Consider the following 25763-nt stretch of genomic DNA (forward strand, 5'->3'; position numbering starts at 1 on the left):
GGGTCTCAGCCTTGGGCGTTTCGCGCGGTGCCGGGCAGTGCCGGCAGCTCCAGGCGGGTCATGTTGCGGTTGCTTTCTTCACCCGGTGCGGCGTTGCCCTGGGGCCTGCCGTGCGGCGCGGTGATGTGCGGGCTGGTCTGCTTCTCGCCCGGGTCCTTCTGCAGCGCGCCTTCGGTCTTGCCGTCTGGCGCACGGTTGTTGACCGGCGGGTGGCTGCCCGGCTGGTCCCCGCCATGGTGCATGGTGGCACCCATGCAGGTCTCGCCCGGACGGACGCACATCTGCACGACGCGGTCGAACAGGCCCGACTCCACTGCGGCAAAACGCATCACCGGCACCTTTTCGCTCGGCCTTTCGAGCTTGAGATACTCGTCGCGGCGCAGCTGCATGCCGCTGCCGCGCACGCCTGCGACCCAGCGGTCGAAGCCGGCATCGTCCAGCGAGTGCGTCTTGAAGTTCATGTAGGAGAAGCCGGCGCCCGAATAATTGGCGCTCATGCCGTCAAAGCTGCCGGTGCGGTTCAGCACTGCGTGGAGCTTCGTCTCCATGCCGGCCATGGTGTAGATCATGCCGGCCATTGCGGGCACGTAAAAGGTGTTCATCACCGACGACGAGGTCAGGCGAAAGCGGACCTGGCGGTTCGCCGGCACGACCAGTTCGTTGACCGTGGCGATGCCCTGTTCGGGGTAGATGAACAGCCACTTCCAGTCGAGTGATACCACTTGCACCTCAAGCGGGCGCTGCTCGGCGGGAACCGCCTTGCCGGCCGCAATCCGGCCGAGCGGGCGGTATGGGTCCAGCGTGTGAGTCGCGACCCAGGTCAGCGCGCCCAGCGCGATGATGATCAGCAGCGGCGCGGACCAGATGATAAGCTCCAGGCCCGTCGAGTGGTCCCAATCGGGCAGATATTCGGCATCCTTGTTGGACGCGCGGTATTTCCAGGCGAACAGCACCGTCAGGATCATCACCGGCACGATGATGAGCAGCATCAACCCGGTGGACCATAGGATAAGGTCCGCCTGCTGGCGTGCAACATCCCCGGCTGGGTTCATGACCACGGTATCGCAGCCACCAAGGAGCGGAAGCGCCAGAAACGGCGTTAAGCGGAAAACTCGATACATCACGGGCGCGAGCTATGCCCGATTGTGCGGCTGCGAAATAGGACAATTTGTCCTATCCCACCGCCCGCCCCCTCGCACTACAGCCCGTCCCAAAGGTTCGACATGTTGGAAAAAACAAATCATGGCTGAGGCCGTCGCCCATTCCGCATCCCTAGAGCGTGATGCCCGCACCGTGAACACGCGCGGCCACCATGACGTGCACCCCGGTGAGATCGCCATCGGCGTGATCATCGGCCGCACGTCGGAATTCTTCGACTTCTTTGTCTATGCGCTCGCGTCGGTGCTGGTGTTTCCGGCGCTGGTGTTCCCGTATCTGGACCCGCTGGGCGGCACGATCCTGTCGTTCGCGCTCTTCCCGCTGGCCTTTATCGCCCGCCCGATCGGTTCGCAGATCTTCATGGCGGTGGACCGCAAGCATGGGCGCGGCACGAAGCTGACCATTTCCCTCTTCCTGCTCGGCACCTCCACCGTGGCGATCGCGTTCCTGCCCGGCTATGCGCAGGTCGGCACGGCCTCGGCGGTGCTGCTCGCCATTGGCCGCATCGGTCAGGGCCTTGCCTGGGGCGGCGCCTGGGACGGCCTTGCCTCGCTGCTGGCGCTGAACGCACCGCCCAAGCGTCGCGGCTGGTGGGCAATGGTGCCACAGCTTGGCGCACCGCTCGGCCTGCTGCTGGCTGCGGGCTTGTTCGCCTTCTTCCTCGGCACGCTCTCGCCTGAGGACTTCCTGTCCTGGGGCTGGCGCTACCCCTTCTTCGTCGCCTTCGCCGTGAACGTGGTGGCACTGTTCGCTCGCCTGCGCATCGTGGTGACGCCGGAATATACCGAACTGTTCAAGAGCCGCGAGCTGACCCCCTCGCCCGTCGGGGCAACGCTGAAGGCGCAGTGGCGCAACATCATCATCGGTGCGTTCGCCCCGCTCGCCAGCTTCGCGCTGTTCCACATGATCACCGTGTTCCCGCTTTCCTGGGTGGCGGTATTCACCGGCGAAAGCATCACGCGCTTCCTGCTGATCGAGATGGTTGGTGCTGTCGTCGGCGTGCTGGCGATCATCGCATCGGGCCTGCTTGCCGACCGGATCGGCCGCCGCTCGCTGCTCGGCTACACCGCTGCCGCCATCGCGGTGTTCTCCGGCTTCGCGCCGCAGCTGCTGAACGGTGGACAGGTCGGTGAGACGCTGTTCATGGTCGGCGGCTTCGTGCTGCTCGGCCTGTCGTTCGGCCAATCCTCGGGTGCCGTGACCAGCAACTTCCCCAAGCGCGCGCGCTACACCGGCGCGGCCTTGACGTCGGACCTGGCCTGGCTTTTCGGCGCCGGCTTCGCTCCGCTGGCCGCGTTGCTACTTGCCCAGCATTTTGGGCTGATCGCGGCCGGTGCCTATCTGCTGTCCGGCGCAATTGCGACGCTGATCGCGCTGGGCCTCAACAAGGAACTGGCCCGCCGGCTCGACTGACGCCGCACCTTCCTTTCCACACTCTCTAAAAGGGCCGGAGACCGCGGGGTTTCCGGCCCTTTTTGCTGCGCCCTGTCGTCCACAGCTTTGGTGGCGCGAGCGTCTGGACATCGGCTGCGCGCGGCCCCTATCGCTCGCGCCATGGGTATTATTGCAACGATCATGAACACGACCACCGGCGCGCCGATTCAGAAGATGAGCTTTGGCCGCATGCCCAAGCCTTGGGCGTCCTTCAACCTCGAGACCGGCGAGCTGGTAAAGGCCGACCGCGTCGAAGTCGGCAAGCCGGCACCGGGGAAGGTGGTGACCCCGGTGTTCGTCTGGGTCACGCCCAAGGCGTAATCCACGCCCTTCCACCCAACATGTTCCCCGGCGGAGGCCGGGGCCCAGCTGCAACAAATTCGGAAACGACACCACGCCGTCGCCAATCCGGTGCAACTGGGCCCCGGCCTCCGCCGGGAAACATAGCGTTTAGAGCTAACTCACTTCTTCGACGAACCCGGCACAGGCCGCAGCTTCCGAAACTCGGACCCAACCTTCCAGGCCGGCCATTTCCCGGACCCGGCAAGCTCCCCGCCAATCGCCCCAACGAGCGCGATGTCCTGCAACGCCCCGTCCAGCTTCCAGTCAGGGCTCCATGCATCACACGCCTGGTGATAGCACGACCCAGTATAGGCATCGATCCACGCCTGCCCCGCAGCCACGCCGCCCTGCTTCAGGTCCGACGCCCCGGCAATGCCCATGATCAGCAGCACCGGCACGCCGCGCTTGGCAAACGAGAAATGGTCGGCGCGATAGAACAACCCGCGCTCGGGCAGCCCCTCGGGCGTAACCCGCCGCCCCTGGCCCGCAGCCACGCGCCCCATGTCGTCTTCCAGCGTGTTCTGCCCCTTGCCAACCAGCACCACATCGTTCGCGAAGCCGCCGGTCTGGAGGATGTCCAGCGTCAGATTGGCCACGGTCTTGTTCATGGGGAAGACTGGATTGGCGGCGTAATATTCCGACCCGAGCAGACCGCGCTCTTCGGCGGTCCATGCCGCGAACACCACGCTACGCGCCGGCGGCGGCCCTGCCTTCATGCCCCGCGCAATCTCCAGCAGCCCGGCGATGCCGAGCGCATCATCATTGGCGCCGGCACGATACACGCGGCCCTGCGCGTCCGGTTTGCCCTTGCCATAGGCGTCCCAATGCCCGCCGAACATCACCACTTCGTCGGCGCGGCTGGTGCCCGGGATCCGAGCCAGCACGTTGTGGCTGGTGACCACCTCCTGCGTCACCGGCACCTCGGCCTGGAAGCGCACGCCCTTGAGCTCCACCGGCCGGAAACCCGGCGACCGCGCCGCGACCTTCATCGCGTCCAGATCCAGCGAAGCGGAAGCAAACAGCCGCTTTGCCGCGGCTTCGGCCAGCCAGCCCTGCAGCCGCACGCTGGTGATGTCTTCGGGTTTGCGGACGATGTCGTAGTTCTCGCCGCCCGGGCTCACCACCACGTTCCAGCCATAGCCTACGCCCGCCGTGTCATGCACGATCAGCGCGCCCACCGCGCCCTGCCGCGCGGCTTCCTCGAACTTGTAGGTCCAGCGGCCATAATAGGTCATCGTCCGGTCGCCGAACTTGCCCGCTGCGGGCTCACCCGGCTTGGCGTAGAAGTCGGGATCGTTGATCAGGAACACGACGACCTTGCCGCGTACGTCGGTATTCTTGAAATCGTCCCAGCCCCGTTCGGGCGCGTTGACACCATAGCCGACGAACACCACCGGCGCATCGATCCGCGCCACCTCGTCGGGGCGGATCGTCGAGACATACAGGTCCTGCCCCGTGACCACCGGCATGGAGCCTTTCGGTCCCTGAAACGCCATGCGCGTGGCCGCTCCCAATCGGGTATGCAGCAACGGCACCGGTTGCACCCATTGGCCATTCGGCCCGGCCGGCTCCAGCCCCAGCGCCTTGAAGCGGTCCACCAGATACGCAACCGTCTTGGTCTCGCCCGCGGTACCTGGCGCCCGCCCCTCGAACGCGTCGGACGCCAGCGTCTGTACCGTCTCGGTGATCCGTCCAGCCGCGCCGCTGTCCTGCGCGGATGCGGGGGAAGCGAAAGCGGCGAACGCTGCGCCGAGCAGCAGGGTGCGGATCTTCATGAAGCGCAGGCTATGGCCGCACGGGCGCAGGAACAAGCCCGCAGCTTAGGCTTCTGCTAACTGCCCCCGCGCTAGGACATCGCCATGCAGTTCACCGCCTGGCTCCTGCTCCTCCTCCCCGTCGCGGTGTTCCTCGGCTATCCCGCGCTGGTAATCGCCGTCGCGGCGCTGCGCCCGCGCCGAGCAATCGCTGCCCTTCAGGCGCCGCCCTCCGCCACCATCCTGATCTGCGCACACAACGAAGCCGCCACCATCGCCGAAAAGCTCGCCTCGGTACGCGCCGCCACCGCAAACTGGTCGGGCCAGATTGAGCTGCTCGTCGCCGACGATGGCTCCGCCGACGATACCGCCGCGCTCGCCGAACAGGCGGGCGCCCGCGTCCTCCGCCTCCCGCGCGGCGGCAAGGCTGCCGCGCTCAACCAGGCAATCCCTCAGTGCCGCGGCGACGTGCTGGTGATGACCGACGCCGACCCCTTGTTCGACGCAGAAACGCTTCCCGCCCTGCTCGCCCCCTTTTCCGACCCGCGCATCGGCGCCGTCGCCGGTCGAGTGGAGACGCTCTCCACCAAACCGGGCCGCTTCGCCACGTCCGATCGCTGGTTCCGCCGCTACGAGTCCGCATTGCGCAGTGCCGAGGACACGCTGTTCGGCTGCGTCTCCGCCGATGGCGGGGTCTACGCCATCCGCCGGAGCCTCGCCCCCCATGTCCCTGCCGACGTGACCGACGACTTCTTCATCAGCACCGCCGCGGTCGCGGCAGGATACCGCATCGCGTTCGCCGACCAGGCGCGCGTCTGGGAGCACAGCATCCCCGGCGGCCGCCAGCAATTCCGCCGCCGGATCCGCATCACCGTGCGGGGCCTGACCGCGCTGTGGCGCCGCCGCGCGCTGATGAACCCGCTGCGCACCGGCTGGTATGCGCCTGCCCTGCTGTTCCACAAGGTCGCCCGCCGCTTGGCGCCGCTCACCCTGCTGCCGCTCTGGTTGGTCAGCGGCATCCTGGCGGCACAGGGCGGTCGCTGGTGGGCGCTGGTCGCCGCCGGCATCACGGCCGCCGTGCTGATCGCCATTGCCGGTGCGGCGGGCATGCGCCTGCGCGGCCCCCTGAAGCTCGTCCACGGCGTCATGCTGCACCTCGCCGGCCTGGCGCTCGGCACCTTGTTCTTCGCCGCCGGCCGCCGCTACGCGCAGTGGACGCCCCAAAGGCAGGGGGCGTGAAGCGCGCGCTCGCCGCGGTCGTGGTGGTGGGCCTCGCGGCGGGAGCGGCCACCCTGGCCCGCTCGCAGGCGCAGCCCCAGCGCGGCAGCTTCGCAGATAATTTCGACGCCGGCCTCTGCGTCGGCAGTTGCGGCGGTCCCTGGGCGATCAAACAGGAAGTTCGCGGCACGGTCCGCACCGCTCCCGCGCCGGGCCGCCCCGGCCAGGCACTGCTCGCCCGCGCCGCACCCAAGTCCGGGGGCGTCGCCAAGGCCGACGTGGTCGCCCGCCTCACGCCGCTTTCCGCCGGCACTCGCATGACGATTGCCTTCGATCTGCGCGTCCCCACGGGCACGCCGCTCGACTCGCTCCAACTCGTCGACCTGGAATGCGCCAGCTGCGGCGAAGGCGGTAATCCCGGCATCCGCCTTTACTTGCGCAGAGGCCGCCTGCGCATCGACCGCTCAAAGATCGGGATCCAGCACGCCTGGACCCGCGACGACGCACAGGCCCTCATCCACGACCGCTGGCACCGCATCGTGTGGCAGGTCCGCCTAGGCGCCGGGGACGACGGCCAGACCCGCGTCACGCTCGACGGCAACGAAGTCCTCGCCGCCCGCGGAGCCACGCTCGCCAGCCTTCCCCGCCTCGCGGTCGACCGCGTGCAAATCGGCATCACCGCCAACTCCAACCCCGTGCCCGCGACAGCCTGGTTCGACAATGTACGCGTAACCGTCAGCCGTTAGCTCAGCAGGCGCCGTTGCCCTTGCGCACCGCCTCGACCGTCTTCACGAGCAACCCGATGTCCTGCTTCACCCCCAGCGAGCGGATATAGCGCACGTCCAGTTCGGCGCGTTCGTCAAAGTCGATATTCGCCCGCCCCGACACCTGCCATAGCCCGGTCAGCCCCGGCTTCACCGCCAGCCTCGGCAGATGCGCCATGCGATAGGTCGTGGCCGAGAACGAGGTCGGCCGCGGCCCCACCAGCGCCATTTCACCGCGAACGACGTTCCACAGATTGGGCAGCTCATCCAGGCTGGTCTTGCGCAGGAACTTGCCCACCCGCGTCACCCGCGGATCGTCGGCCAGCTTGAAATCGGGCGAGTCCGCGGCATGCACGTTGTGGACCCGCAATGCCTCCTTCAGCGCCTCGGCCTCCACCACCATGGTGCGGAACTTGAACAGCCGGAACCGTTTCCCAAGATAGCCGGTGCGGTCCTGCACGAACAGCACCGGCCCGCCGTCGTCCAGCTTGATCGCCAGCGCGACGGCTAGAAACACCGGCAGGAACAGGATCGTCGCGATCAGCGCCAGCACCCCGTCGATCAGCGGCTTCAGCCAGCGCGCATAGGCGCCCCGCTTCACCTCCAGGTGCAGCGGCACGCCGCGCATGTCGCATTCGAAACGCACCCGGCGGGCCAGGTCGCTGCGGCGCTCCTGCTGCGGAGAAAGGCTGTCGGTCATACGCGACTCACATGCTGCACTCGGCCCATGCTCTTGCGGCCTGATCGCGCGAAAAGCTGCTTAATTGATGGTTACCATCGCTCAGTCGAACCGCTGTCCCAAAGCGGCACGGAGCGCAAACACCACCCGCCGCGTCAGGTTCATGGGTGCCACCACCAGATACCAGTAATGATTACCCTGCATCAGCCGCACCGATGCGCGCAGGTGCAGCGCCTCGGCCGCCAGCCAGCGGAACCCCATCGCCCGATCGCCGACATGGATGCGCGACAGCGTGTCGACGGGCTCCTTGGAAGTATTGCGGCGCTTGCCCCCGGTCGTGGCGAGATAGCCCAGTTCGGCAGCAATCGCCTGCCCCCGAGAGCAACGCTTGTTCTCCGGCCAGCAAAAGATCTGCGGCTCGATACCCAGTCGCTCGCTAAATGCGGTGCGGCACGCCGACAGATCCCGCTCGATCCGCGCGGCAAGCTCCGCCTCGCTCTCGCGCCGTTCGCCCAGCCACGCCCGCTCCGCCAGCGCCAAGCCCGAAGCCGGGATCGCGCTGCCCAGCGGCACGGCAGCAGGCACCGTCATCCGGAACCAGTCATGCTTTGGCCCAGGCGTCGCATGCCATTGAAGCCAGGCATGGCGCCGCCAGTTGTTAGCATCCAACGTACCCACCACGGCTTCCGACACCGGCACCCGCGCATGCGCCACGCCGTGCGGCTCGACCTCGAACCCCGCCTTAGCCTCCAACGCGGCCAACTCTGGCCAGCGCATATAGCCTTCGGGTGGGCCGCCAGTCCTCACCGCATCCCCCTGCTCGATAAAATCGAGCGAAGCGAAAAACGTCGCCGCAAAGCCATGCGCCCGCAGCAGCGGCGCAGCATAGAGATGATTGTCGAGATACCCGTCGTCGAAGTGCAGCGCCACGCTACCCCGCGGCACCTCCAACCCTGCTCGGCGCCGCGCGACCAGCGCCCGGCTGCCCACCACATGCACCCCCATTGCGCGCAGCGTGCGCAAATGCCGCGCAAAAGTGTCGGGATGTACCGCAATCTCGCGCGACCAGGGCAGCCAACCCGGCGCCGGGCTCACCGAATGATAGGTCAGGATCGCCACGCCGGGCGGGGCGATCATCCAGCGGTGACCGATCGCCGCCGCCACGCCCACGGCTCCTACCGCCACCGCTACCCCAGCAGCGGCGGGCAGCAACATCAGCCCACCCAGTCCGACCACGCCGCCTGCGGCAAGCGTCGCCAGCCAGCGCACCACCCGCGCCCGCCGCTCCGCCTTGCGCGTCACGCCTCAGCTCCCGCTCGCCGCGCGTCGCGCCAGGCTTTCGCCCGCGCCTTCGCCCGCTCGCGCAGGTAGAGCATCGTGCCCAGCAGCCCCGGCGCAAACAAGGACACGCGGAACAGCGGCTTGCAGTAATCGGCAAAGCGCAGCTTGTACGCCGCGGGTGTCATCCCATTTCCCATCTTGTCATAGCAATCGATGGCAGGGTCCTCGAAACAATGGCGAATATGCAGTGCAGCGGCGACATAACCGAGCGACAGGTCAGCGAAATCCTCTTCATAGGCCACTTTCAGCACGAACAACCGCCGCCCGCCCAGAACGCCATATTCAAATGCCACCAGCTGCTCGCCATGCCACAGCAGCGCGGTGCGAAGCGCCCCCGCCGCAGCCGCATTGCGCGCCAGTTCGGTGTAGAATTTGGTGGTAACCGAGTCGTCCAGGATCGCCGTACCGCCCCGCCCCTTCCAGCCGGCTCGCTCCAGTTCGAACATCCGCTCGAGCAGCCCGTCCTCCGTAGGGTCCTGCGCCGTCACTTCGAAATGCATACCCATCGCGTCCATCGCCTTGCCACTGTCGCGACGCAGCCGATGCCGTATTCGCTTGCTCCGCGCGGCCAGCCAGGTTGAATAGCTGCCCCGGCAGTCGACCACGGGCGTCAGCGCATGCGGCGCGATCAGGACGCGGTGCCCCGACCAGCCGCGTGCCGCCTCCAGCAGCCGCGCATCCTCGCGCAGATATTCCAGCCGCACCATCGCGGCGCCGTCCAGCAGCCGCTCGGGCAAGTCGGGGCCAAGCATCGCCCCGGGCGCCGCATCATAGTTCACGCTGTGCGGGTTGGTCGCGCTGGCCAGCACGCAATAGCCGATCGGCCCCAGCCGCTCCCGCTTGGCAACCAGCGTCAGCCCTTCGCGCTGGAAAGCACCGCCAAAGGCAGCGTTCCACGCGTCGAACCAACCATCTGTCAGGTGAAAACAATCACCCGTTCCCGTTGCCAACATTTAACCACTCTGAAATCGGCTGCCGCTAGTCAGGACCTACACCGCCGTTGACCAAGAATTCGTGAATGCAAGGATTGGGGTACCCGTCGCCGACATGACGATCGTCTCACATCTCGCATCCATGCTTGAGGCTGGCGACGCCGCGGCGTTCGACGACTTCATGCGCGCGGGGCCTTTTAGCGCCTATCAACAGTCGCGCGCCTGGCCACTGGCCGCGCCGGGCCATGACCGGCGGCAATGGCGGTATTTCCTCTGCCGCCAGAACGGCACGATGATCGGCGCCGCAGTGATCCGCTGCACCAAGCTGCCTATGGGCTTCTGGATGGCTAGCCTCCAGCGCGGCCCCATGGTTCACGACCCCGACCACCTCGCCGCCGTCCTCGGCGAACTAAAGCAGGCACTGCGCCGCAGCGGCTGCTGTCTAGTCCATCTCGGCCCGCGGGTGCGCGGGCGCGCGCTTCCCGCCATGGCAGAGGCAATGCGCAGCCACGGCTTTGCACCCGTGGACGCCCGCGACCAAGCGCTGCACAATGTCACCGGCATCGTCTGGCTCGACAAGCCCGAAGCCGACATTCTCGCTGGCTTCAAGCAACGCGCCCGCCGCGCCCTGCGCGCTGCGGAGAAAGCCGGGATCACCGTGCGGCCGGTCGATAGCCCTGCCGATCTCGACACCTATCAGCAGCTGCTCGACGCCTTCGCCGCCGCGCGTCCCGACTATGACATGCGCGGTCAGCCCGACGCCCGCGGCCAGGCCGCCTTGGTGGAAAGCCTCGGCGGCGCCCTGCTGCTCGCCGAGCGCGACGGCGTGGCGGTCGGCGCCCATGCCTTTGTGCGCCAGGCCGACGAGGCAATCTGGCTGTCGCTCGCCACGCTAGACCGCGGCGGCGCCTCGCCAGGCTATCCGCTGCTATGGGAGGGCATGCGCCGCGCCCGCGCGCTGGGCTGTGTCGGCTATGATCTCGCCGGCCTGCCCGAGGACGAGCCGCAGGACCCCGGCGAGGCTGGCCGCGTCCAGTTCAAGAACGGCTTCGCCCCACACCGGCGCATCATGCCGCCGACCCAGGGCGCGTCCTTTGGCCCGGTGCCCCAATCGGTGCTGCTCGGCGCGCGCCGCGCCTATCGCACGTTTCAGCGGCTGCGGCATTCGGCCAATGGCTGACTCGCTCCCCGCCAAGCTGCGCCGGCGCGTGGCCGAGCAAGGGCTCGGGCGCACCGTGCGCAAGCTGCTCGGCGATCACGTCTTCCGCCATAGCGCCAGCGTGGTGTTGGAATGCCGCTCCGAATGGCAGAACGCTGCGCCCGCCCGCCCTGTGCCCGGCCTAGACTTCCTGGTGGTGCGCCAGACCGATGCGCTGCCACCCTTATGCCCCTGGCTTGCCCCGCGACATGCCGACTTCCAGCAGATGCTCGCCCGCGGAAAGGTCGGCCTGTTCGCTCTGCGCGACGGGCAGGCGGTCGGCTGTGTGTGGCTGTCGCTGAAGGATCATCACGACCCCAGGTCGCGCGAACATTATCCCGTCGCCCCCGGGGAGGCGTATCAATTCTGCGCGCTCACCGAGCCAAGCGAACGCCGGCGCGGCACGACCCTCGCGCTCGGGCGCTTTGGACTGACGGCGATGCGCGAGCTGGGCATCCACCGCCTTTTCGGGGTCGTCGACCGCCAGAACCGCGCCTCGTACCAGGTGATGCGCTATTTCGGGTATCGTGAGTGCGGCATGCTGGTGCGCCACTTCAGCATCCTCCACACACGCTGGACTCGCGTGTCGCGCTATGCGGGCACGCTGGGGCTCCGCGGACAGCGGACGGACAAGCGCGCATGACGGTCCAGGCCGCCGGCGCCCCGCCGGCCAGCAGCGCGAAACGGACGCTGGTCCGCTCCGCCGGCGTCGTGGCCCTCATCCGCGGCCTCGATTTCGGCCTGTCGTTTCTCGTGTCGGTACTGCTCGCCAATCGCTTTGGAGCCTCGGGACAGCTCGACGCCTTCTTCCTCGCCCGCCGCACCACCGTCGGCATCGCCGACACCATCCGCAAGCTGGTCGGCCAAGTGGTGCTGCCGCCGGTGATCGCCGCAGTCGACCGCGGCATCGCTCCCAGCGTCCACCTTCTCCCCCGCCGCTCGGCCTGGTTCCTCGCCACCTTCGCGCTGGTGATGCTCGCCGGCATGCTCGTTCCGGGCGTGCTCGTTTCCCTGTTCGCGCCGGGCTTCAAAGGCGCGCAGCATAGCCTCACCGAGCAGATGATGCGCATCATGATGCCGCTGCTCCCCATCGCCGTGGTCGCCTCGCTGCTCGCTGCCATTCTGCAGGCCCGCCGCAAGTATCTGCTCAGCGAGGGCACCAACCTGGTCCAGCGCGCGATCCTGGTCCTCGTCCTCGCTCTGTTCGTGCCGCCGCTCGGCATCGTCGCGGGCGCATGGACCATGCTGGTCAGCGGCGTGGTCGGCTTCCTGATCCTGCTCGCCGGTGCCTGGACGATCGTCCGGCCGCGCGGTTCACCGGCGCGCAGCGGCTCGACCGAAGACACGCCCGCCCCGGTCAAGAGTCAAGGCCTCGCCGCCGCAATCGTTATCAACCTGTACTTCCAAGCATCGAATCTGCTCGATTTCGGCTTCGCCTCTACCACCCAGGACGGCGGCGTCGCCGCGCTCGAGTATGGCTCGCGCCTGGTGTCGCTGGTGCCTGGACTCGTCATGTCCAGCCTCGCTACCGTGCTCGCGCCCGAACTCATCCGCGCCGTTCAGCACGCCAACCGGGCCGAAGCCGCGGCGGGTATACAGCGTTTCCAGCGCATCGCCCTGTTCGCCCAGCTGCCGGTGTCGGTGGGCATGATGCTTGGCGCCCCGCTGATGGTCAGCGCGCTGTTCGGCCACGGCGCCTTCGATGCCACCGCGATCGCCACCGCCGCCGCCTGCACCGCCGGCTACGCCGCAGCAGCAATCTTCCTCGCCCCTATGAGTGCGATCACCTCGGCCATCTATGCCGATCCCCACGCGCCCTCGCTGCGTGACCTCAGCATCATCGCCATTCTCGGTCTGACAATCCGGAGCGCCCTTCTCGCAGTCGCCGCGCCTTTATGGGGCGCAGCCGGCATCGCCTGGGCGGCAGCGGCGGCAACCGCTATCATCTTCGGCGTCGCCCAGATCGTCGCCGTCCGCCGCTTCCACCATTTCCACTTGTCCGCCCAGCTCACCGATCTGGCGCGCAACGCGCTGTGCGCCGCCGTTGCAGGCATGGCCGGCTGGGCCCTGCTCCACCTCGTCCCGGTCCCGAAGTTAGTCGTGACCGAACTCGCCCTGCTCACCGCCTTAGGCGCGCTCGTGGTCCTCGTTTATCTCGGCGCCGCCTTGATGCTGCGCGTCCCCGAAGTCGCAAACCTCCGCGACATCGCCCAGGCACTCACCACCAAGTTCCGCCGCCGCGCATGACCCCGCGCCGCATCGCCTTTCTCCTCCCCCATTTCCGCACCGGCGGCGCCGAGCGCGTCGTGCTTAACTGGATAGAAGCGCTGGACCGCACCCGCTACCAACCGGTCCTCATGCTTGGCCGCCAGGAAGGTGCGTTCCTCGACCTGCTTCCCGCAGACGTTTCGCGGATCGCCTTGGGCGGCCGCCGCGCCCTGCTCCGTCCGCTGCGTATCGCCCGCGCACTCGCCCGCCACCGCATCGACATCGCCTATTCCGCCACCAGCGCGATGAACCTCGCGCTCCTCGCCGCACCCACGCGCGTGCCGCGCATCGTCTCGGAGCATACCTCGCCCGGCGCCTTTCGCCGCGAAAAGAAGTGGCCCCGCCTCCGCCGCGCCGCCACTAGCCTGCTGTACCGCCGCGCCGCCGCTATCGCCGTACCGACCCAGGCCATCGCCGCCGAAGTCGCCGCCCCTCGCGTCCAGGTCCTCCCCAACCCTGTGCTGCGCACTGTCCCCGATCACCTTCCGCCGCGAGTGCCCGAGGGCATCAGGCTGGTCGCCGCGGGTCGCCTCGTCCCGGCCAAGGGCTTCGACACCCTGATCGAAGCCGCCGCTTTGCTCGCGCGGCAGGGTGTCCCGTTCACGCTCGCCATCCATGGCGAAGGGCCCCTGCGCGAAGACCTCCAGCAACGCATCGCCACCCACGGCCTGGAAGACCGCGTAACCCTCCCCGGTCAGACCGCCGACCTGCCCGCCGCCTTCCGCGAAGCAGACCTGCTCGTCTCATCCTCCCGCCGCGAAGGCTTCGGCAACGTCCTGATCGAGGCCATGGCCGAAGGACTGCCCGTCCTGGCCACCCGTGCCGGAGGCCCCGAAACCTTCATCAACTCCGACGTGAACGGCTTCCTAGTTCAACCCGACGACGCGCCGGCCCTTGCCCAGGCGATCCAGGCCCTGCTGTCCCATCCCCACCGCAGGCTCTCGGTGCGCGCCGCCGCGCTCGAAACTGCACGCGGCTATGGCGTGGAAGAATCCACCCGCGCTTTCACCGCCCTGCTCGACGCGATCCTCACACCGTCAACAGCGCCTTAAGAGTAAAGTTACGTAGGCCGTGCATACACAGATCCGACTATTTACCCGTGAGGCACTGATGCGCCGCCGTTTCCTATGCGCGACTTGCGCCGTGCTGTTCATTACCGGCTGTGCCGGGCCGGTGCGCTATGCGCCCGCGCCCGAGGTGGCGCTCACCTCCGGCTCGCTCGATCTCGCGCGTGAGGCTACCCGCATGGTCGAGGCTCGGCTGGACCAGGATGGCGACTTCCATCCCGGTGACCTGGTACGGCTGAACTTCCCCTATATGCCGCAGCTCAACACCGATCAGCGGGTCCAGCTCTCCGGTTCGATCAGCCCGCCGCTGCTTGCCCCCATATCGATCCGCGGCACCACCGCGGCGCAGCTCCAGGCGCAGCTAAAGACGCTATACCGTGCCAAGCTCGCGCGGCCCGAAGTCTCCGTCTCTCTGCTCGAATATAACCGCCCGCCACCCCCACCCGAGATCTTCGTGCTCGGCGAGGTCGTGAAGCCGGGCAATTTCCCCTATCGCGACGGCACCACGCCCTTCGAAGGCATCGCCCGCGCCGGCGGCGGAAACCGCGACGCCGATCTCTCGCGCGTGGTCGCACTCACGCCAGTGGGCGACAAGCTCGAAGCGCGCATGCTCGACTTGTCCGCCACGCTGCACGGCAGCCAGCGCCCGATTGACTATCTGCCGCCCTACACCATCCTGATCGTGCCCCCGACCGGCATCGCGCGCGACGTCGACCGCGCCCGGCAGATCCGCCAGATCATCGGCTTCAACGGCGTCAACCTCGGCTCGTCCGTCACGCTGATCCAGCCCTGATGAGCCTCGGCCTCACCTATCTGCACATCGTGCTCTCGCGCTGGCGCATGGTCCTCGCCAGCGTGGTGCTGTGCACGGTGACGGCCTGGGCCTTCAGCACCTTCTATCTCGCGCAAAAGCCCAAGTTCGAGGCCGCGGCCAGGCTCAACATCGTGCCGACCTCCGAAGAGCTCGGCTACGCCACCCGCTTCGTGCGCGGCTCCACCTTCGACGGCGGCAGCGTCCTGCTAGGCACCTATGCCGAATATGCCCGTACGCGCCCGGTCGTGGAGCCGATCGTCGACCGCTATATCGCCGAACAGGCCGCCGCCTCGGGCATGAGCGCCGAGCGCTGGATCGCCGCGAACACCGGTGCGCCTGGCTTCTCGCCCGGCCGCATCCTCTCGATCCTCAACTATGGCCAGGCGCCGACCGTCCCGCTGCGCGAGGACATGATCCAGGCGGTCGTCGAGGATACGAAGATCGAGAATGTAGAGGGTACCTACCTCGTCCGGCTGACGGTGGAATGGGACGATCCCAAGTCCGCCGCCTGGTTCGCCAACGCACTCTCCGGCGCGATCATCGCCCATGCCGAGGAAGCATCGCGCAAAACCGGCCAGCAGCTCGCCGGCACGCTCGAAAACCGCCTGGACGAGAAGCGTGCCGAGCTCGCAACCGTGCTCAAGCAGTCGCGCGATCTGAAGTCGGGCATCGGCGTGGTCGACATCGACCGCCAGAAGCAATCCCTGCTCGAGGCACGCCTGCTCGAACAGGCGCAGTTGACCACCGATCAGGCCACGCTGGATTCCGCCCGCAGCCAGGTCGCGGCCCTGCGCAGCCAGGCGAATGGCAAGCTGTCGAGCGCCCAGCAGACGCTGGAACAGACGATCGCCGTCGAAGGACCCCGCGCCGCCGGCCTGGCCCGCAGCGTCGCGGTCCGCACCGCGCGCATCGGCCAGATCGACAAGCAGATCGCGGGTCTCGGCGGCTCGGAGGACCGCATCAAGGCGCTCGACGACCGCGCCACCGCGCTCCAGGCGGAAGTCGCCGCCTTGACCGAGCGGGTGAGTTTCAGCCGCACCGAGAACCTGGTCAACGGCCCGCGCATCCAGCTGATCGAACGCGCGACCCCGCCGCTGGTGCGCAGCTCGCCCAAGATCTTCTTCAACACGGTGCTCGGCTTCATCGCCGGCTGCGCGCTTGCCGCCTGCATGCTGCTGCTGCTCGGCCCCCGCAAACCCCGCCCGGAGGCTGCAGAAGCCGAGCCGCTCCCCCTCGCGGCGACCGCGCCGCCACCGCTGGTCGAAGCCCCGCTCGCGGAGGAGCCAGCGCCGGTCCGCCAGCTACCGGCCGACCACCCTTCGCCCTTCCGCCTGCCGCGCCCCGCAAATGGCGTCTCCTACACGCCCGACGAAATCGCTGGCCTGATGGAGCCGCTGAAAGCCTGGCTCGCCGAACCGCTGGCGCCGGACGGCCGCGCATTGTTCGTCGGCGGCGTCGGCGGCGACCTCGACGCCAAATATCTCTCCCAGCTGCTCCACGGCCTGCTGCGCCGCGCGGGCGCCGTGCTGCAGATCATCGATGCGACGCAAAGCGACGTCCACTGGGAGGGGGCGGGCAAGCCCTTTGTCTATCTCGGCGGTCTGGACGGCAGCGCCCGGCCCGAGCTGCTGTCGCATCTGCCCGCCGACGGGCACCTCGTGCTCGCCGGTGACGAGGCTGCGCACCCGGACTGGCGCACCCGCGCCGAAGACGCGCCGGCCCAGGGCGCCTATGTCGTCGCTTTCGAGCGCTGAGCCCGCCATCCGCGCGCCCGAAGCAGACGCGATGCGCGCGCTCGCGATGGTGCCGCTGCTCGTCTATGCGGTGCTCGGCCAGCTCGACGCGGTCGGCAACCGCATCTCCGCGGGACTTCCGATCGGCACGACCGAGCTGACGCTTGCCGCCCTGCTCGGCACCACCCTGCTCGTCTGCCTCCTCCCCGACACCGCGCCGCTGCGCGCGCGCGGCACCACCGGTGCACGGCTTATCGCGATGCTGTTCTGCTGGGCGGTGTTCAGCTGGACCCTGTCGCGGCACAAGGATGCCGGGCTCGCCTATCTGATCCAGCTTGCTATCGCGATCCTGCCCGCGCTCTGCACGCTGGTCATCGTCGATCGGCCCGAGCGTCTCCGCCTTCTTCTCTGGGCCATCATCGGCGCCGGCGCCGTGTCGGCCGCGATCGTGCTGATCGAATCGCGCACCGGCACCCGCATCGTCTCCACCTCCATCGCCGCCACCACCGCCGGGTTCGAAGGGGTCGCACGCTCCGCGGGCGGGTCGGACGAGAACCCCACCACCGCCGCGCAGATGCTGCTGGTCTCGGTCGGACTCGCCGCCGGGCTCCTGTTCGCGGGACAGTCCCGATACCGCCCTGCGCTGGCGGCGGTCCTCGCCATCGGTGCCGCAGCTTTGGTGCTCGGCGGCGCGCGCAGCGCGGTGCTGGGCCTGGGTGCGGCCGTCGCGCTAATGGTCTGGCGCTTCCGGCACCGCCCGATCTTTCCCCTGCTGGTTGTCGGCGGCCTCGTCGCCGTCGTGGCGGCGATCCCGTTCCTGCCCCCCACGTTGCTCGACCGTTTCGCAGCGATTGGCAACTTCGGACAGGATCAGACACTTTATCGCCGGATCAGCTACCTCCGCATCGGCGCCGACCTGCTCGAACACTCCCCCATTTGGGGTGTCGGCCCAGGCAATTTTCCCCTCTACTATGTCACCGACCCCTATCGCTGGATGCCGGGACGTGAGCCGTTTCCGCGTGAACTTCACAACACCTATCTCGATGCCGCCACCGAATATGGCCTGGTCGGCTTCCTGATCTTCGCCGCCCTGCTCGCCTATGCACTGCTCTCCGCGCGCCGCGCTGCGGCCTCGTCCGATCCGACCCTTGCCCAGTGCGGCTATGCGCTCGGGATCGCGCTTGCTGGGTTGCTGGTCGCCTGCTTCTTCATGCCGCACAAGGATCTGCGCTATCTCTGGCTGGTCCTCGGCCTCGCCATTCAATCCGGACGGCTGCGCGCCGTCAAAGGAACTGCTCCGTGAAGCTCGCCGTCGTCGTCACCGAATTCCCCAAATCGACCGAAACCTTCATCTACCGCGATCTGGTGAAGTTCCTCGAGACCGGTGTCGATGTCCGCCTGTACCACCTGACGCCGTTCCGGCGCGGCCAGACGCTCCACGGCTTCGCCGCTCCGCTGAAGGATCGCGCAGTGGACCTCTCCTTCTGGCAGCCGGGCCCCTCCCTTCGCGGGCTGCTGCGCCACCCCCGCGCGCTGGCCTGCGGGATCGCCCGCATGCTCTGGGCCTATCGCCGCCACCCTAAACTCGCCGCCAAGTCCCTCGCCTTGCTGCCCAAGGCGCTCGCAATCGCTGAACATGCCCGCGCCGCCGGCGCCACCCATGTCCATGCGGAATTCGCGGGGCATCCCGCCACTGCCGCATGGCTCGGCCAGCGCGCCGGCGGTCTGCCCTATTCGGTCAGCTGCCGCGCCCACGACATCTTCCGCACCCAGGCCTTGCTCGCCGAAAAGCTGGGCGAGGCCGCTGCCATCCGCACCGTCAGCGACTTCGGCCGCAACTTCCTGCGCGAAAAGGTTCCTGCTCTTGCCGGCCGCAAGATCGACGTGATCCATTCCAGCGTCGACGTTGGCCGCATCGCCCCCGTCGACGCCGCTCCGTCGACCGCGCCGTTTCGCATCCTCTATGTCGGCGCGCTCGAACCCAAGAAAGGCGTCAGCCATTTGCTCGATGCGCTGGTGCTTGCCGGCCCGCAGCTAGGCGACTGGACCTGCGATCTGATCGGCCACGGACCCGACGCGCAATCGCTACAAGCCCGCGCATACGCGCTTGGTCTTGGCGAACGCGCCCGCTTCCTCGGCATGCAGCCTTTCGAGACGGTGGCCGAGGCGTATCGCACCGCCAGCGTCTGCGTCGCGCCCAGCGTCATCGGTCCCAATGGCCGGCAAGAGGGAATTCCGAACGTGATGATCGAAGCGTTGGCCTATCAGCGCCCCGCCATCACCACCGCCATTTCCGGGATCCCCGAACTCATCCGCGACGGCGACACCGGCCTGCTCATTCCTCCCGGCGATCCCGCCGCGCTGTCCCAAGCGCTGCTGCGCGTCCACGCAGATCCGCAAGCCGCGCTCGCAATGGCGAAGCGTGGCCGCGCCCATGTCGAGCGCGAATTCGATCTTGCGGCGAACACCCGCCGCCAACTCGATCTGTTCTTCGGAAGCGCCGCTTCGGCTCAATAAGCTTCGCGGCTGTCCTGCCTGCCCGTCAGGCGCCGGACGCTTCGCACGGCGCCCTTGACCAGCCGGTGCCCCGCTACCTTGGCAGCGTCGGCAGCGGGATGCGCTCCGGGCATAGCCGGCGACATGCCGAACCCGCGCAGCCGGCGGTTCACCCGGTGCAGCCGCGCCTCCCCATCGCTCGCCCGCGAACGCCAGGTGATGCTGAACGAGATCGACCGTTCGGGCCCGTTCTGCACCCAGTGCGGCGCCTTTACCGGCACATGCACCGCGTCGCCCGGAGCCATGTCGAAGTCGCGCGCCTTGGCGTCGAATGCGGGGTCATGCCGCATGTTGCGGTGCACGCCGCCGCGATGGAACGCCTCATGCGTCGCCTGCGGGACGATCGAGGCATCACCGGCCGGATAGACCCGCATCCGCTTGCTGCCCGCGATCTGGAGCAGGATGTTGTGCTCCGGGTCCATGTGAAATGGCGTCACGGCGTTGGGCGAGGATAGGAAGATGAACGCCTCGCGCCGCTGATACGCGCCCGTTGCCGGCATCACCACCGGCGCTATCTCGCCCAGGCACGCGTCGATCAGCGCGGCATAGGCCGGATCGACATCCACCTTCTTCAGCACCATCCAGCACCCGTTCTGGTCGATCGTCCGCACGATCTCGCCCACCGGCATTTCCGCCTGGCGGATGGCGGTTGGATCCTGGTCGACGCTCAGATTGCCGAAGCTGTGCTCGACATGGCTCGCCGGCAGCCGCTCGGCCAGCCGCGCAAGTTCCTCGATCCCGAACAGGGGGTGGTGGTGCAGCCGGTGTCGCACCGCCGCGGGTGATCCGGGATAGGCCGACGCGAACTCCGAAAGCCCATCGTCTGCAAAGCATGGTTCACTGGTCATGGCGCTCATCCTGCCGTCGAAGGGTTAAGCGAGTCTGCGGGAGCCGCCTGCGCGCGCGCCACGCCCGCGCACACCAGTCCCGACGCAAGGCTCGCATGTGGGATAGCCAGGGACACGATACGCCGCCGATCGGGCCAGATCCGGTCGATCATCGGGTGATCCGCGCGGGCGCAGCTATCCACCCGCCGCAGGTTCCGCACATCCAGCGCATGCGCCAGATACGCCATCTCGATCAGCACGCCCGGCGAATAGCGCGCCCAATCCTCGTCATAGGCGATCTTGAGCTGGAACGCCTCGTCCCCTCGCTCCAGATTTGCCAGCATCGCCACCACCGTGTCGCCCACAATCATGCGATGAAAGTCCAGCGTCCCCTCGCAATGCGCCGCGCGCAAAATGGTGCGAAAGCACTGCTCGGTCGCCGGATCCGCGCTCGCCGCCACCCCTTCGCGCCCCTTCCATCCCGTAGCCTCCAGGGCGAACAGCGCATCGATCCACGGATCGACCGCATCGTCGGCCGCCAGCCGCTCGAACCGCAGCGCCCCATGTTCATTCAGCCGAGAACGAAGGCGGCGATGCTCCTTCAGCACCTTGGACCGCACATGCGCGGCCGCATGCGCCTCGCTCGACAAGCCTCGGTTCAGCACCGCCCGCCCATAATCGCGCGTCAGATAATACCGGCGCCCCGCCTCACGCAGCACGTCCAGCAAGGCGCGGGTCGAGGCACTGTCCGCATCCAGCCCCGACAGCCGCAGATACCATCCCGGCTGCCGCGCCAGCAGCGGCAGCGCCGCGCGCCAGAAGCCCTGCTCCGCCCCTGCCCGCACCAGGGGCTCGCCAAGCGCCCGCACCCGCTGGTCCCAATTCTCCACGCACAGCGCCAGCCCCCGCTTGCGCCGCGTCGCCACCGGCATCAGCCCGGCCAGCTGACCGCTACCCGCCTCCCGAACCAGCAACAGCCGGGGCACCCCCGCTTCGGGCAGCGCCAGACAGGCTAAAACCGCCGCCCGGCCGTAAAACGGGTTCGCCGTCCCGGCCTCTCGCGCCAACGCATCCCATTCCTGCGCCAAAGCGGAATCATCCGCCGCCGCGATTCTCGAAACGAAGTTGCTGCTCACCCTCTTCACGGGTGCAGTGGTGCGCCAAAATGCTGACGATTAGATTGACGCTGCCGCCTGGATCAGCCCGCCGGCTTGCTTTCATCTGAAGGGCGCTGGGACTTCGCCCGCTCGCCACCACCGCAGCAGGAACAGGACGGCGCCGCGGGCTGTCTGGTCAACGCCGCCTGGCGCCGCCGTTCCTTGCGATTGGGCATCACGGTTCCTGTTTGCATGCCTACACAACCGGGTGCCATCGGCTTCGTTCCGCTACGCCAGGCTTGCGCAAGCGCCCCGCCTGGGCAAGCATGGGGCAAAGGGGAGATTTCGATGACCAAGCCGTTCTGGGTGGCGCTCGCCACGACCATCGCCATGCCCGCGCTGGCGCAGACCGCCCCGGTTCAACCGCCCGCGCCCAAGACGACCTATATCCAGGCCGGCACGCTGCTCGACCGCCCGGGCCGCCCGCCGCGCGGCAACAGCACGATCGTCGTGCGCGATGGCAAGGTAGCCGAGATCCGCGACGGCTTCGCTACGCCCGAGCCTGGCGCCACCCTGATCGACCTGCGCGACGCGTTCGTCCTTCCGGGCCTGATCGACATGCACGTCCATCTCTGGGGCATCGGCGGCGATCCGATGCGGGCGCGGCTGGAGGCGATGACGCGTGACCGCTTCGACAACCAGATGACGGCGGTCGCCAACGCCAAGACCACGCTGGCTGCAGGCTTCACCACCGTGCGCGATCTCGGCGGCGATCCGCGCGGCATCCGTGCACTGCGCGACGCGATCGACGCCGGCGTGGTCGATGGTCCCACGATCATCAATGCCGGCGAGATGGTGTCGGTCACCGGCGGCCACGGGGACGACGGCAACGGCCTGGCCGAGGATTTCGCCGACATGGTCCATGCCAAGGAAATCAACCTGTGCGACGGCCCGGACGACTGCCGCCGGGCAGTGCGCGCGCAGGTCGCACTCGGCGCCCGCGTCATCAAGTTCGCGGCGACGGGCGGCGTGCTCTCCAACGTCAGCGGCGGCCTGGGCCGCGCCATGACGCCAGAGGAAATGCGCGCGATCATCGACACCGCGCATGCGCTCGGCCGCAAGGTCGCCGCGCACAGCCACGCGACCGAAGGCACCCGCGCCGCGCTGGAGGCAGGCGTCGACTCGATCGAACACGGCACCTTCCTCGACGACGAGACGATCCGGCTGTTCAAGGCCAAGGGCGCCTACCTGGTCCCGACCGAGATCGCCCCCGTCGCCGCCCTCGCCCAGGCACGCGGCGGCGCCCTGCCGCCCGCCACCATCGTCAAGGCAGAGGAAGCCGCCGCAGCCATGGCCGCCAATCACCGCCGCGCCTATGCCGCCGGCGTGAAGGTGGCGTTCGGCACCGACACTGGCGTGTCCAAGCACGGCGACAACGCCACCGAATTCGCGCTCATGGTCAGAAACGGGCTCACCCCGGACCAGGCCATCGTCGCCGCCACGACCAGCGCCGCCGATCTGCTCGGCCGCGACGACCTCGGCACGCTGGCGCCGGGCAAGACCGCCGACATCATCGCCGTATCCGGCTCCCCGCTGCAGGACGTACGCCGCCTGGAGCGGGTGGACTTCGTCATGCACCGGGGCGTCGTGGCCAAGGCACGCGGCGAAGAACCCGGCCCCCCCGCCGCACGTTAAGGCCCCCATGCCTCACGCCAGCAACCTCGTTCACCCCGCCGGTCCGGACTCCCCGCACGCGTTCGATATCATCCCGTTGAAGCCCCGCAACGGCACGCTGGATGCCCGCTGCCCGGTCTGCCGCGGCCATGGCGAATGGAACACCGAACTCGACCTGGTCAGCTTCCGCTGCAAGCGCGCCATCTGCGAACGCTGTCACGGCGCCGGCTGGGTCGAAACCGGCAGCGACCCCATCGGCTTTCCCGATATCGAGCTGTCGCCGGAGGGGCATCCCGAATGGGTGACCCGCTATGTCCCGCATGAGGATGTCGCCGACGACAGCCTCGCTGACGGCAATCTGTCGCCACCATAAGCAGCATTCCCGACCACGCCGCACCCGCTGAGCCGCTCAGCCGCTCAGCCTGAAGCGCCCAGCCCCCCCCAGTTCCCCGGCGAAGGCCGGGGCCCAGTTGCGGTGGTCTGTCGACGGCGCAGAAACCTTGCCGCGAAAGCATTGCAGCTAGGCCCCGGCCTCCGCCGGGGAACCAGGAAGCGCTAGGAGATCTCCCCCCTCACCCCGGCACCTTCCCAAAGGAAGGCGGCCGATCCGCCATCTTCGTCCCGAACTTCGAAGGCTTGCGCCCCATCTGGAACACCAGCTCGCCGCCCTTCGCCAGTTCGGCATGCGAAATCCAGTTGCGGGTCCACGGACGCCCGTTCCACCGCACCGACTGGACATAGGGGCTGTCGGGTCCATTCCCCGGCGCGCGGACCCGCAGTGTCTTGCCCTGTCCCAGGTCCATCTCCGCTTCGTCGAACAGCGGCGATCCGAACACATATACCGCGCTCACCGGATCGACCGGATAGAAGCCCAGCGCGCTCAGCACGAACCACGCGCTCATCTGCCCGCAATCGTCGTTGCCGATCACGCCGTCCGGATCGGCCTTGTACATTTCGGTCAGCAGCCGGCGGATCATCGCCTGCGTCTTCCACGGCTTGCCGCAGAAAGCATAGAGATAGGCCGCGTGCTGATCGGGCTCGTTGCCATGGGCATACTGCCCGACCAGGCCGGTGATGTCGGGCGGCGCGTTGTCGGGCAGCGTGGAGGGCGCATTGAAGAACCCGTCCAGCTTCGCCTCGAACTTCGCCTCGCCACCGAAATGCTCGATCAATCCATAGGTGTCGTGCTGGTTCAAGAACGTCGCCTGCCAGCCATTCGCCTCGGTATAGTCGCGCCACCAGGGCTTGGGCATGTGCCCGATCTGCACCGGATCGAACGGCGCCCCCCACCATTTCCCGTCCGAGAAGCGCGGGCGTGCAAAGCCGACCTGCGGGTCGATGACGTTGCGATAGTTCAGGCTCCGCTTGCGCAGCACCGCGGCATCGTCATGCGCCCCCGCAGCCTCCGCCAGTACCGCCATCGCCCAGTCGTCATAGGCATATTCCTGGGTACGGCTGACCGACTCCCATACCTTGTCGGCGGGGATGTAGCCGAGCGTGTAGTAATGGTCGCGGCCCAGCGAGCTTTCGCTGTCCTTGTACTTCGGATCGAACGCGCGGCGGCGGATGTTGGGCCAGGCCGCGGCATAGTCGGCCTCGATCCCCTTCACCCGCGCCTCGGCCATGATGACGACCGAGTGCCAGCCAATCATACAGCCCGTCTCGATCCCCTGAAGCGGCCAGACCGGCGGGCCATAGGGGCTTTGCTGCGTCTGGCGGATCAGGTCGCGGGTGAACATCGCGGCATGCTCTGGCCGGATCAGCGTCAGCAGCGGGTGCAGCGCGCGATACGTATCCCAGGTCGAATAAGTGCTGAACGCCGGCGCGTCCTTGGGCGCCTGGTGCACCTGCCGGTCCATGCCCATGTAGCGGCCATCGCGATCGGTGAAGAGCGTCGGCGCCAGCAGCGTGTGGTAGAGCGCGCTGCCCATGATCGTGCGCTGGTCTTCGGTGCCGCCCTTCACGCGGACGCTCTGCAACTCGCGCGCCCAGACCTTCCGCGCAGCCGCAACCGCGCCATCGAAGTTCCAGCCCGGCGCTTCACCCGCCAGAGCAGCCCGCGCGCCGTCCACCGACACGCCCGACATACCGGTCTTGATCAGGATCGGCTCGCCGCCGGCCTCGTCAAAGAACAGCGCTACCTTCAGCCCCTTGCCGGTGATGCTCCGGGCGCCCTTTGCCGCCGGCTCGTCGCCGTCGAAGAACTCCACGCGATCTGGCTTGCGCGACAGCTGCATCGCGAAGTGGATGTCGCGCCCCTTGGCCCAGCGGTTCACCTTGCGACTGCCGGTCAGCATGCCGTCGGCACCAAGCGCCAGCGACGCCCCCGCGATCAGCGCGCCCGTATCCCACTTGTCCAGGATCATGTGCTCAAAGTCGATCAGGATGTGCCCGGCACCCTGCGGAAAGCGGTAGCGGTGCAGCCCGACCCGCTCGGTCACGGTCAGCTCGGCAAGTACCCCGGACTCCAGCTTCACGCGGTAGTAACCGGGCTCGGCATGCTCGTCGGAGAAGCGCTGCCGGTACCCGGCATCGGCATTGTCGAGCGGTCCGGCTCTCAGTTCCAGCTTGCCGCGCGTCGGCACCACCAGCACGTCGAGCATGTCGCCAATGCCGGTGCCCGACAGGTGGGTGTGGCTGAACCCCATGATCGACCCGTCGGTACGATGATAGCCCGAGCATGCGTCCCAGCGCGCATTGTCGGTGTCCGGCCCCAGCTGCACCATGCCGAAGGGCAGCGATGGCCCTGGAAAGGTGTGGCCATGCCCGCCGGTGCCAACGAACAGGTCGGGCTTGGCCGCGACGGGACCTTGGGCCCAGGCGGTGCCGGGAACGGTGCTGCCGACGATCGCAAGTCCCGTTCCGGACAGCAATTGGCGGCGATTGGCGGTAATCATGGGAACAGGG

The 25763-nt window shown here is 68.0% G+C and carries 22 protein-coding genes; 14 read left to right on the forward strand and 8 right to left on the reverse strand.

Going from position 1 to position 25763, the window contains the following annotated elements; translation table 11 throughout:
• Nucleotides 1-5 precede the first annotated feature (5 nt).
• A complete protein-coding gene (cyoA, locus tag LQ953_RS09950; RefSeq protein WP_231030851.1) occupies nt 6-1121 on the reverse strand; it encodes a ubiquinol oxidase subunit II in 1116 nt (371 codons plus the stop codon).
• Nucleotides 1122-1242: 121 nt separating this feature from the next.
• Between cyoA and LQ953_RS09955 the strand changes: the two genes are divergently transcribed.
• Entirely contained in the window at nt 1243-2571 is a 1329-nt protein-coding gene (locus LQ953_RS09955; protein WP_231030599.1) for an MFS transporter, read from the forward strand.
• A 141-nt stretch (nt 2572-2712) separates the two neighbouring features.
• Entirely contained in the window at nt 2713-2913 is a 201-nt protein-coding gene (locus tag LQ953_RS09960; RefSeq protein ID WP_231030600.1) for a hypothetical protein, read from the forward strand.
• A gap of 140 nt (nt 2914-3053) precedes the next feature.
• Here the strand turns inward: LQ953_RS09960 and LQ953_RS09965 are convergent, their stop codons facing one another.
• Complete coding sequence (locus tag LQ953_RS09965) at nt 3054-4709, reverse strand: M20/M25/M40 family metallo-hydrolase (protein ID WP_231030602.1); 1656 nt, start codon at nt 4707-4709, stop codon at nt 3054-3056.
• An 84-nt stretch (nt 4710-4793) separates the two neighbouring features.
• Here LQ953_RS09965 and LQ953_RS09970 point away from each other — a divergent pair, with 84 nt between their 5' ends.
• Both LQ953_RS09970 and LQ953_RS09975 read left to right on the forward strand, forming a co-directional pair.
• A complete protein-coding gene (locus LQ953_RS09970; protein WP_231030604.1) occupies nt 4794-5927 on the forward strand; it encodes a glycosyltransferase in 1134 nt (377 codons plus the stop codon).
• Complete coding sequence (locus tag LQ953_RS09975; RefSeq protein WP_231030606.1) at nt 5924-6652, forward strand: heparin lyase I family protein; 729 nt, start codon at nt 5924-5926, stop codon at nt 6650-6652. The genes LQ953_RS09970 and LQ953_RS09975 overlap by 4 nt, the downstream gene beginning before the upstream one ends.
• Before the next feature lies 1 nt (nt 6653).
• Here LQ953_RS09975 and LQ953_RS09980 read toward each other — a convergent pair whose 3' ends face one another.
• The 3 genes from LQ953_RS09980 to LQ953_RS09990 form a co-directional block, all read right to left on the reverse strand.
• Nucleotides 6654-7370 carry a sugar transferase gene (locus tag LQ953_RS09980; RefSeq protein WP_231030608.1) on the reverse strand — a complete coding sequence of 239 codons (717 nt, stop codon included), beginning with the start codon at nt 7368-7370 and terminating at the stop codon, nt 6654-6656.
• Nucleotides 7371-7451: 81 nt separating this feature from the next.
• Nucleotides 7452-8651, reverse strand: a complete 1200-nt coding sequence (locus tag LQ953_RS09985; RefSeq protein WP_231030609.1) for a polysaccharide deacetylase family protein — start codon at nt 8649-8651, stop codon at nt 7452-7454.
• Nucleotides 8648-9643 carry a GNAT family N-acetyltransferase gene (locus tag LQ953_RS09990; RefSeq protein ID WP_231030611.1) on the reverse strand — a complete coding sequence of 332 codons (996 nt, stop codon included), beginning with the start codon at nt 9641-9643 and terminating at the stop codon, nt 8648-8650. The genes LQ953_RS09985 and LQ953_RS09990 overlap by 4 nt, the downstream gene beginning before the upstream one ends.
• 61 nt (nt 9644-9704) lie before the next feature.
• Between LQ953_RS09990 and LQ953_RS09995 the strand changes: the two genes are divergently transcribed.
• Genes LQ953_RS09995 through LQ953_RS10030 form a run of 8 tightly spaced genes read left to right on the forward strand, consistent with a single transcriptional unit; the run spans nt 9705 to nt 19219 of the window.
• Entirely contained in the window at nt 9705-10802 is a 1098-nt protein-coding gene (locus tag LQ953_RS09995; protein WP_231030613.1) for a lipid II:glycine glycyltransferase FemX, read from the forward strand.
• Complete coding sequence (locus tag LQ953_RS10000; protein WP_231030614.1) at nt 10795-11463, forward strand: GNAT family N-acetyltransferase; 669 nt, start codon at nt 10795-10797, stop codon at nt 11461-11463. The genes LQ953_RS09995 and LQ953_RS10000 overlap by 8 nt, the downstream gene beginning before the upstream one ends.
• Nucleotides 11460-13067 (forward strand): lipid II flippase MurJ, encoded by a 1608-nt coding sequence (locus tag LQ953_RS10005; protein ID WP_231030616.1) that lies wholly within the window; start codon nt 11460-11462, stop codon nt 13065-13067. The genes LQ953_RS10000 and LQ953_RS10005 overlap by 4 nt, the downstream gene beginning before the upstream one ends.
• Entirely contained in the window at nt 13064-14140 is a 1077-nt protein-coding gene (locus LQ953_RS10010; protein ID WP_231030618.1) for a glycosyltransferase, read from the forward strand. Before LQ953_RS10005 ends, LQ953_RS10010 begins: the two co-directional genes overlap by 4 nt.
• A gap of 58 nt (nt 14141-14198) precedes the next feature.
• A complete protein-coding gene (locus LQ953_RS10015; protein ID WP_231030621.1) occupies nt 14199-14948 on the forward strand; it encodes a polysaccharide biosynthesis/export family protein in 750 nt (249 codons plus the stop codon).
• Complete coding sequence (locus LQ953_RS10020; protein ID WP_231030623.1) at nt 14948-16723, forward strand: hypothetical protein; 1776 nt, start codon at nt 14948-14950, stop codon at nt 16721-16723. Before LQ953_RS10015 ends, LQ953_RS10020 begins: the two co-directional genes overlap by 1 nt.
• Nucleotides 16701-18005 carry an O-antigen ligase family protein gene (locus LQ953_RS10025; protein WP_231030626.1) on the forward strand — a complete coding sequence of 435 codons (1305 nt, stop codon included), beginning with the start codon at nt 16701-16703 and terminating at the stop codon, nt 18003-18005. The genes LQ953_RS10020 and LQ953_RS10025 overlap by 23 nt, the downstream gene beginning before the upstream one ends.
• Complete coding sequence (locus LQ953_RS10030; RefSeq protein ID WP_231030627.1) at nt 18002-19219, forward strand: glycosyltransferase family 4 protein; 1218 nt, start codon at nt 18002-18004, stop codon at nt 19217-19219. Before LQ953_RS10025 ends, LQ953_RS10030 begins: the two co-directional genes overlap by 4 nt.
• On the opposite strand, the gene LQ953_RS10035 is transcribed toward LQ953_RS10030, so the two are convergent.
• Nucleotides 19213-20106 (reverse strand): cupin-like domain-containing protein, encoded by an 894-nt coding sequence (locus LQ953_RS10035; RefSeq protein WP_231030629.1) that lies wholly within the window; start codon nt 20104-20106, stop codon nt 19213-19215. The two genes, LQ953_RS10030 and LQ953_RS10035, sit on opposite strands and share 7 nt — an antisense overlap.
• 5 nt (nt 20107-20111) lie before the next feature.
• Entirely contained in the window at nt 20112-21221 is a 1110-nt protein-coding gene (locus tag LQ953_RS10040; protein WP_231030631.1) for a GNAT family N-acetyltransferase, read from the reverse strand.
• Between the two features lie 309 nt (nt 21222-21530).
• Between LQ953_RS10040 and LQ953_RS10045 the strand changes: the two genes are divergently transcribed.
• Nucleotides 21531-22877, forward strand: a complete 1347-nt coding sequence (locus LQ953_RS10045; protein ID WP_231030632.1) for a metal-dependent hydrolase family protein — start codon at nt 21531-21533, stop codon at nt 22875-22877.
• Nucleotides 22878-22884: 7 nt separating this feature from the next.
• A complete protein-coding gene (locus LQ953_RS10050; protein WP_231030634.1) occupies nt 22885-23229 on the forward strand; it encodes a hypothetical protein in 345 nt (114 codons plus the stop codon).
• Nucleotides 23230-23428: 199 nt separating this feature from the next.
• On the opposite strand, the gene LQ953_RS10055 is transcribed toward LQ953_RS10050, so the two are convergent.
• Nucleotides 23429-25753 carry a GH92 family glycosyl hydrolase gene (locus LQ953_RS10055; protein ID WP_231030635.1) on the reverse strand — a complete coding sequence of 775 codons (2325 nt, stop codon included), beginning with the start codon at nt 25751-25753 and terminating at the stop codon, nt 23429-23431.
• Nucleotides 25754-25763 lie beyond the last annotated feature (10 nt).

Source organism: Sphingomonas sp. IC-56 (assembly GCF_021043375.1).
Taxonomy (GTDB): domain Bacteria; phylum Pseudomonadota; class Alphaproteobacteria; order Sphingomonadales; family Sphingomonadaceae; genus Sphingomonas.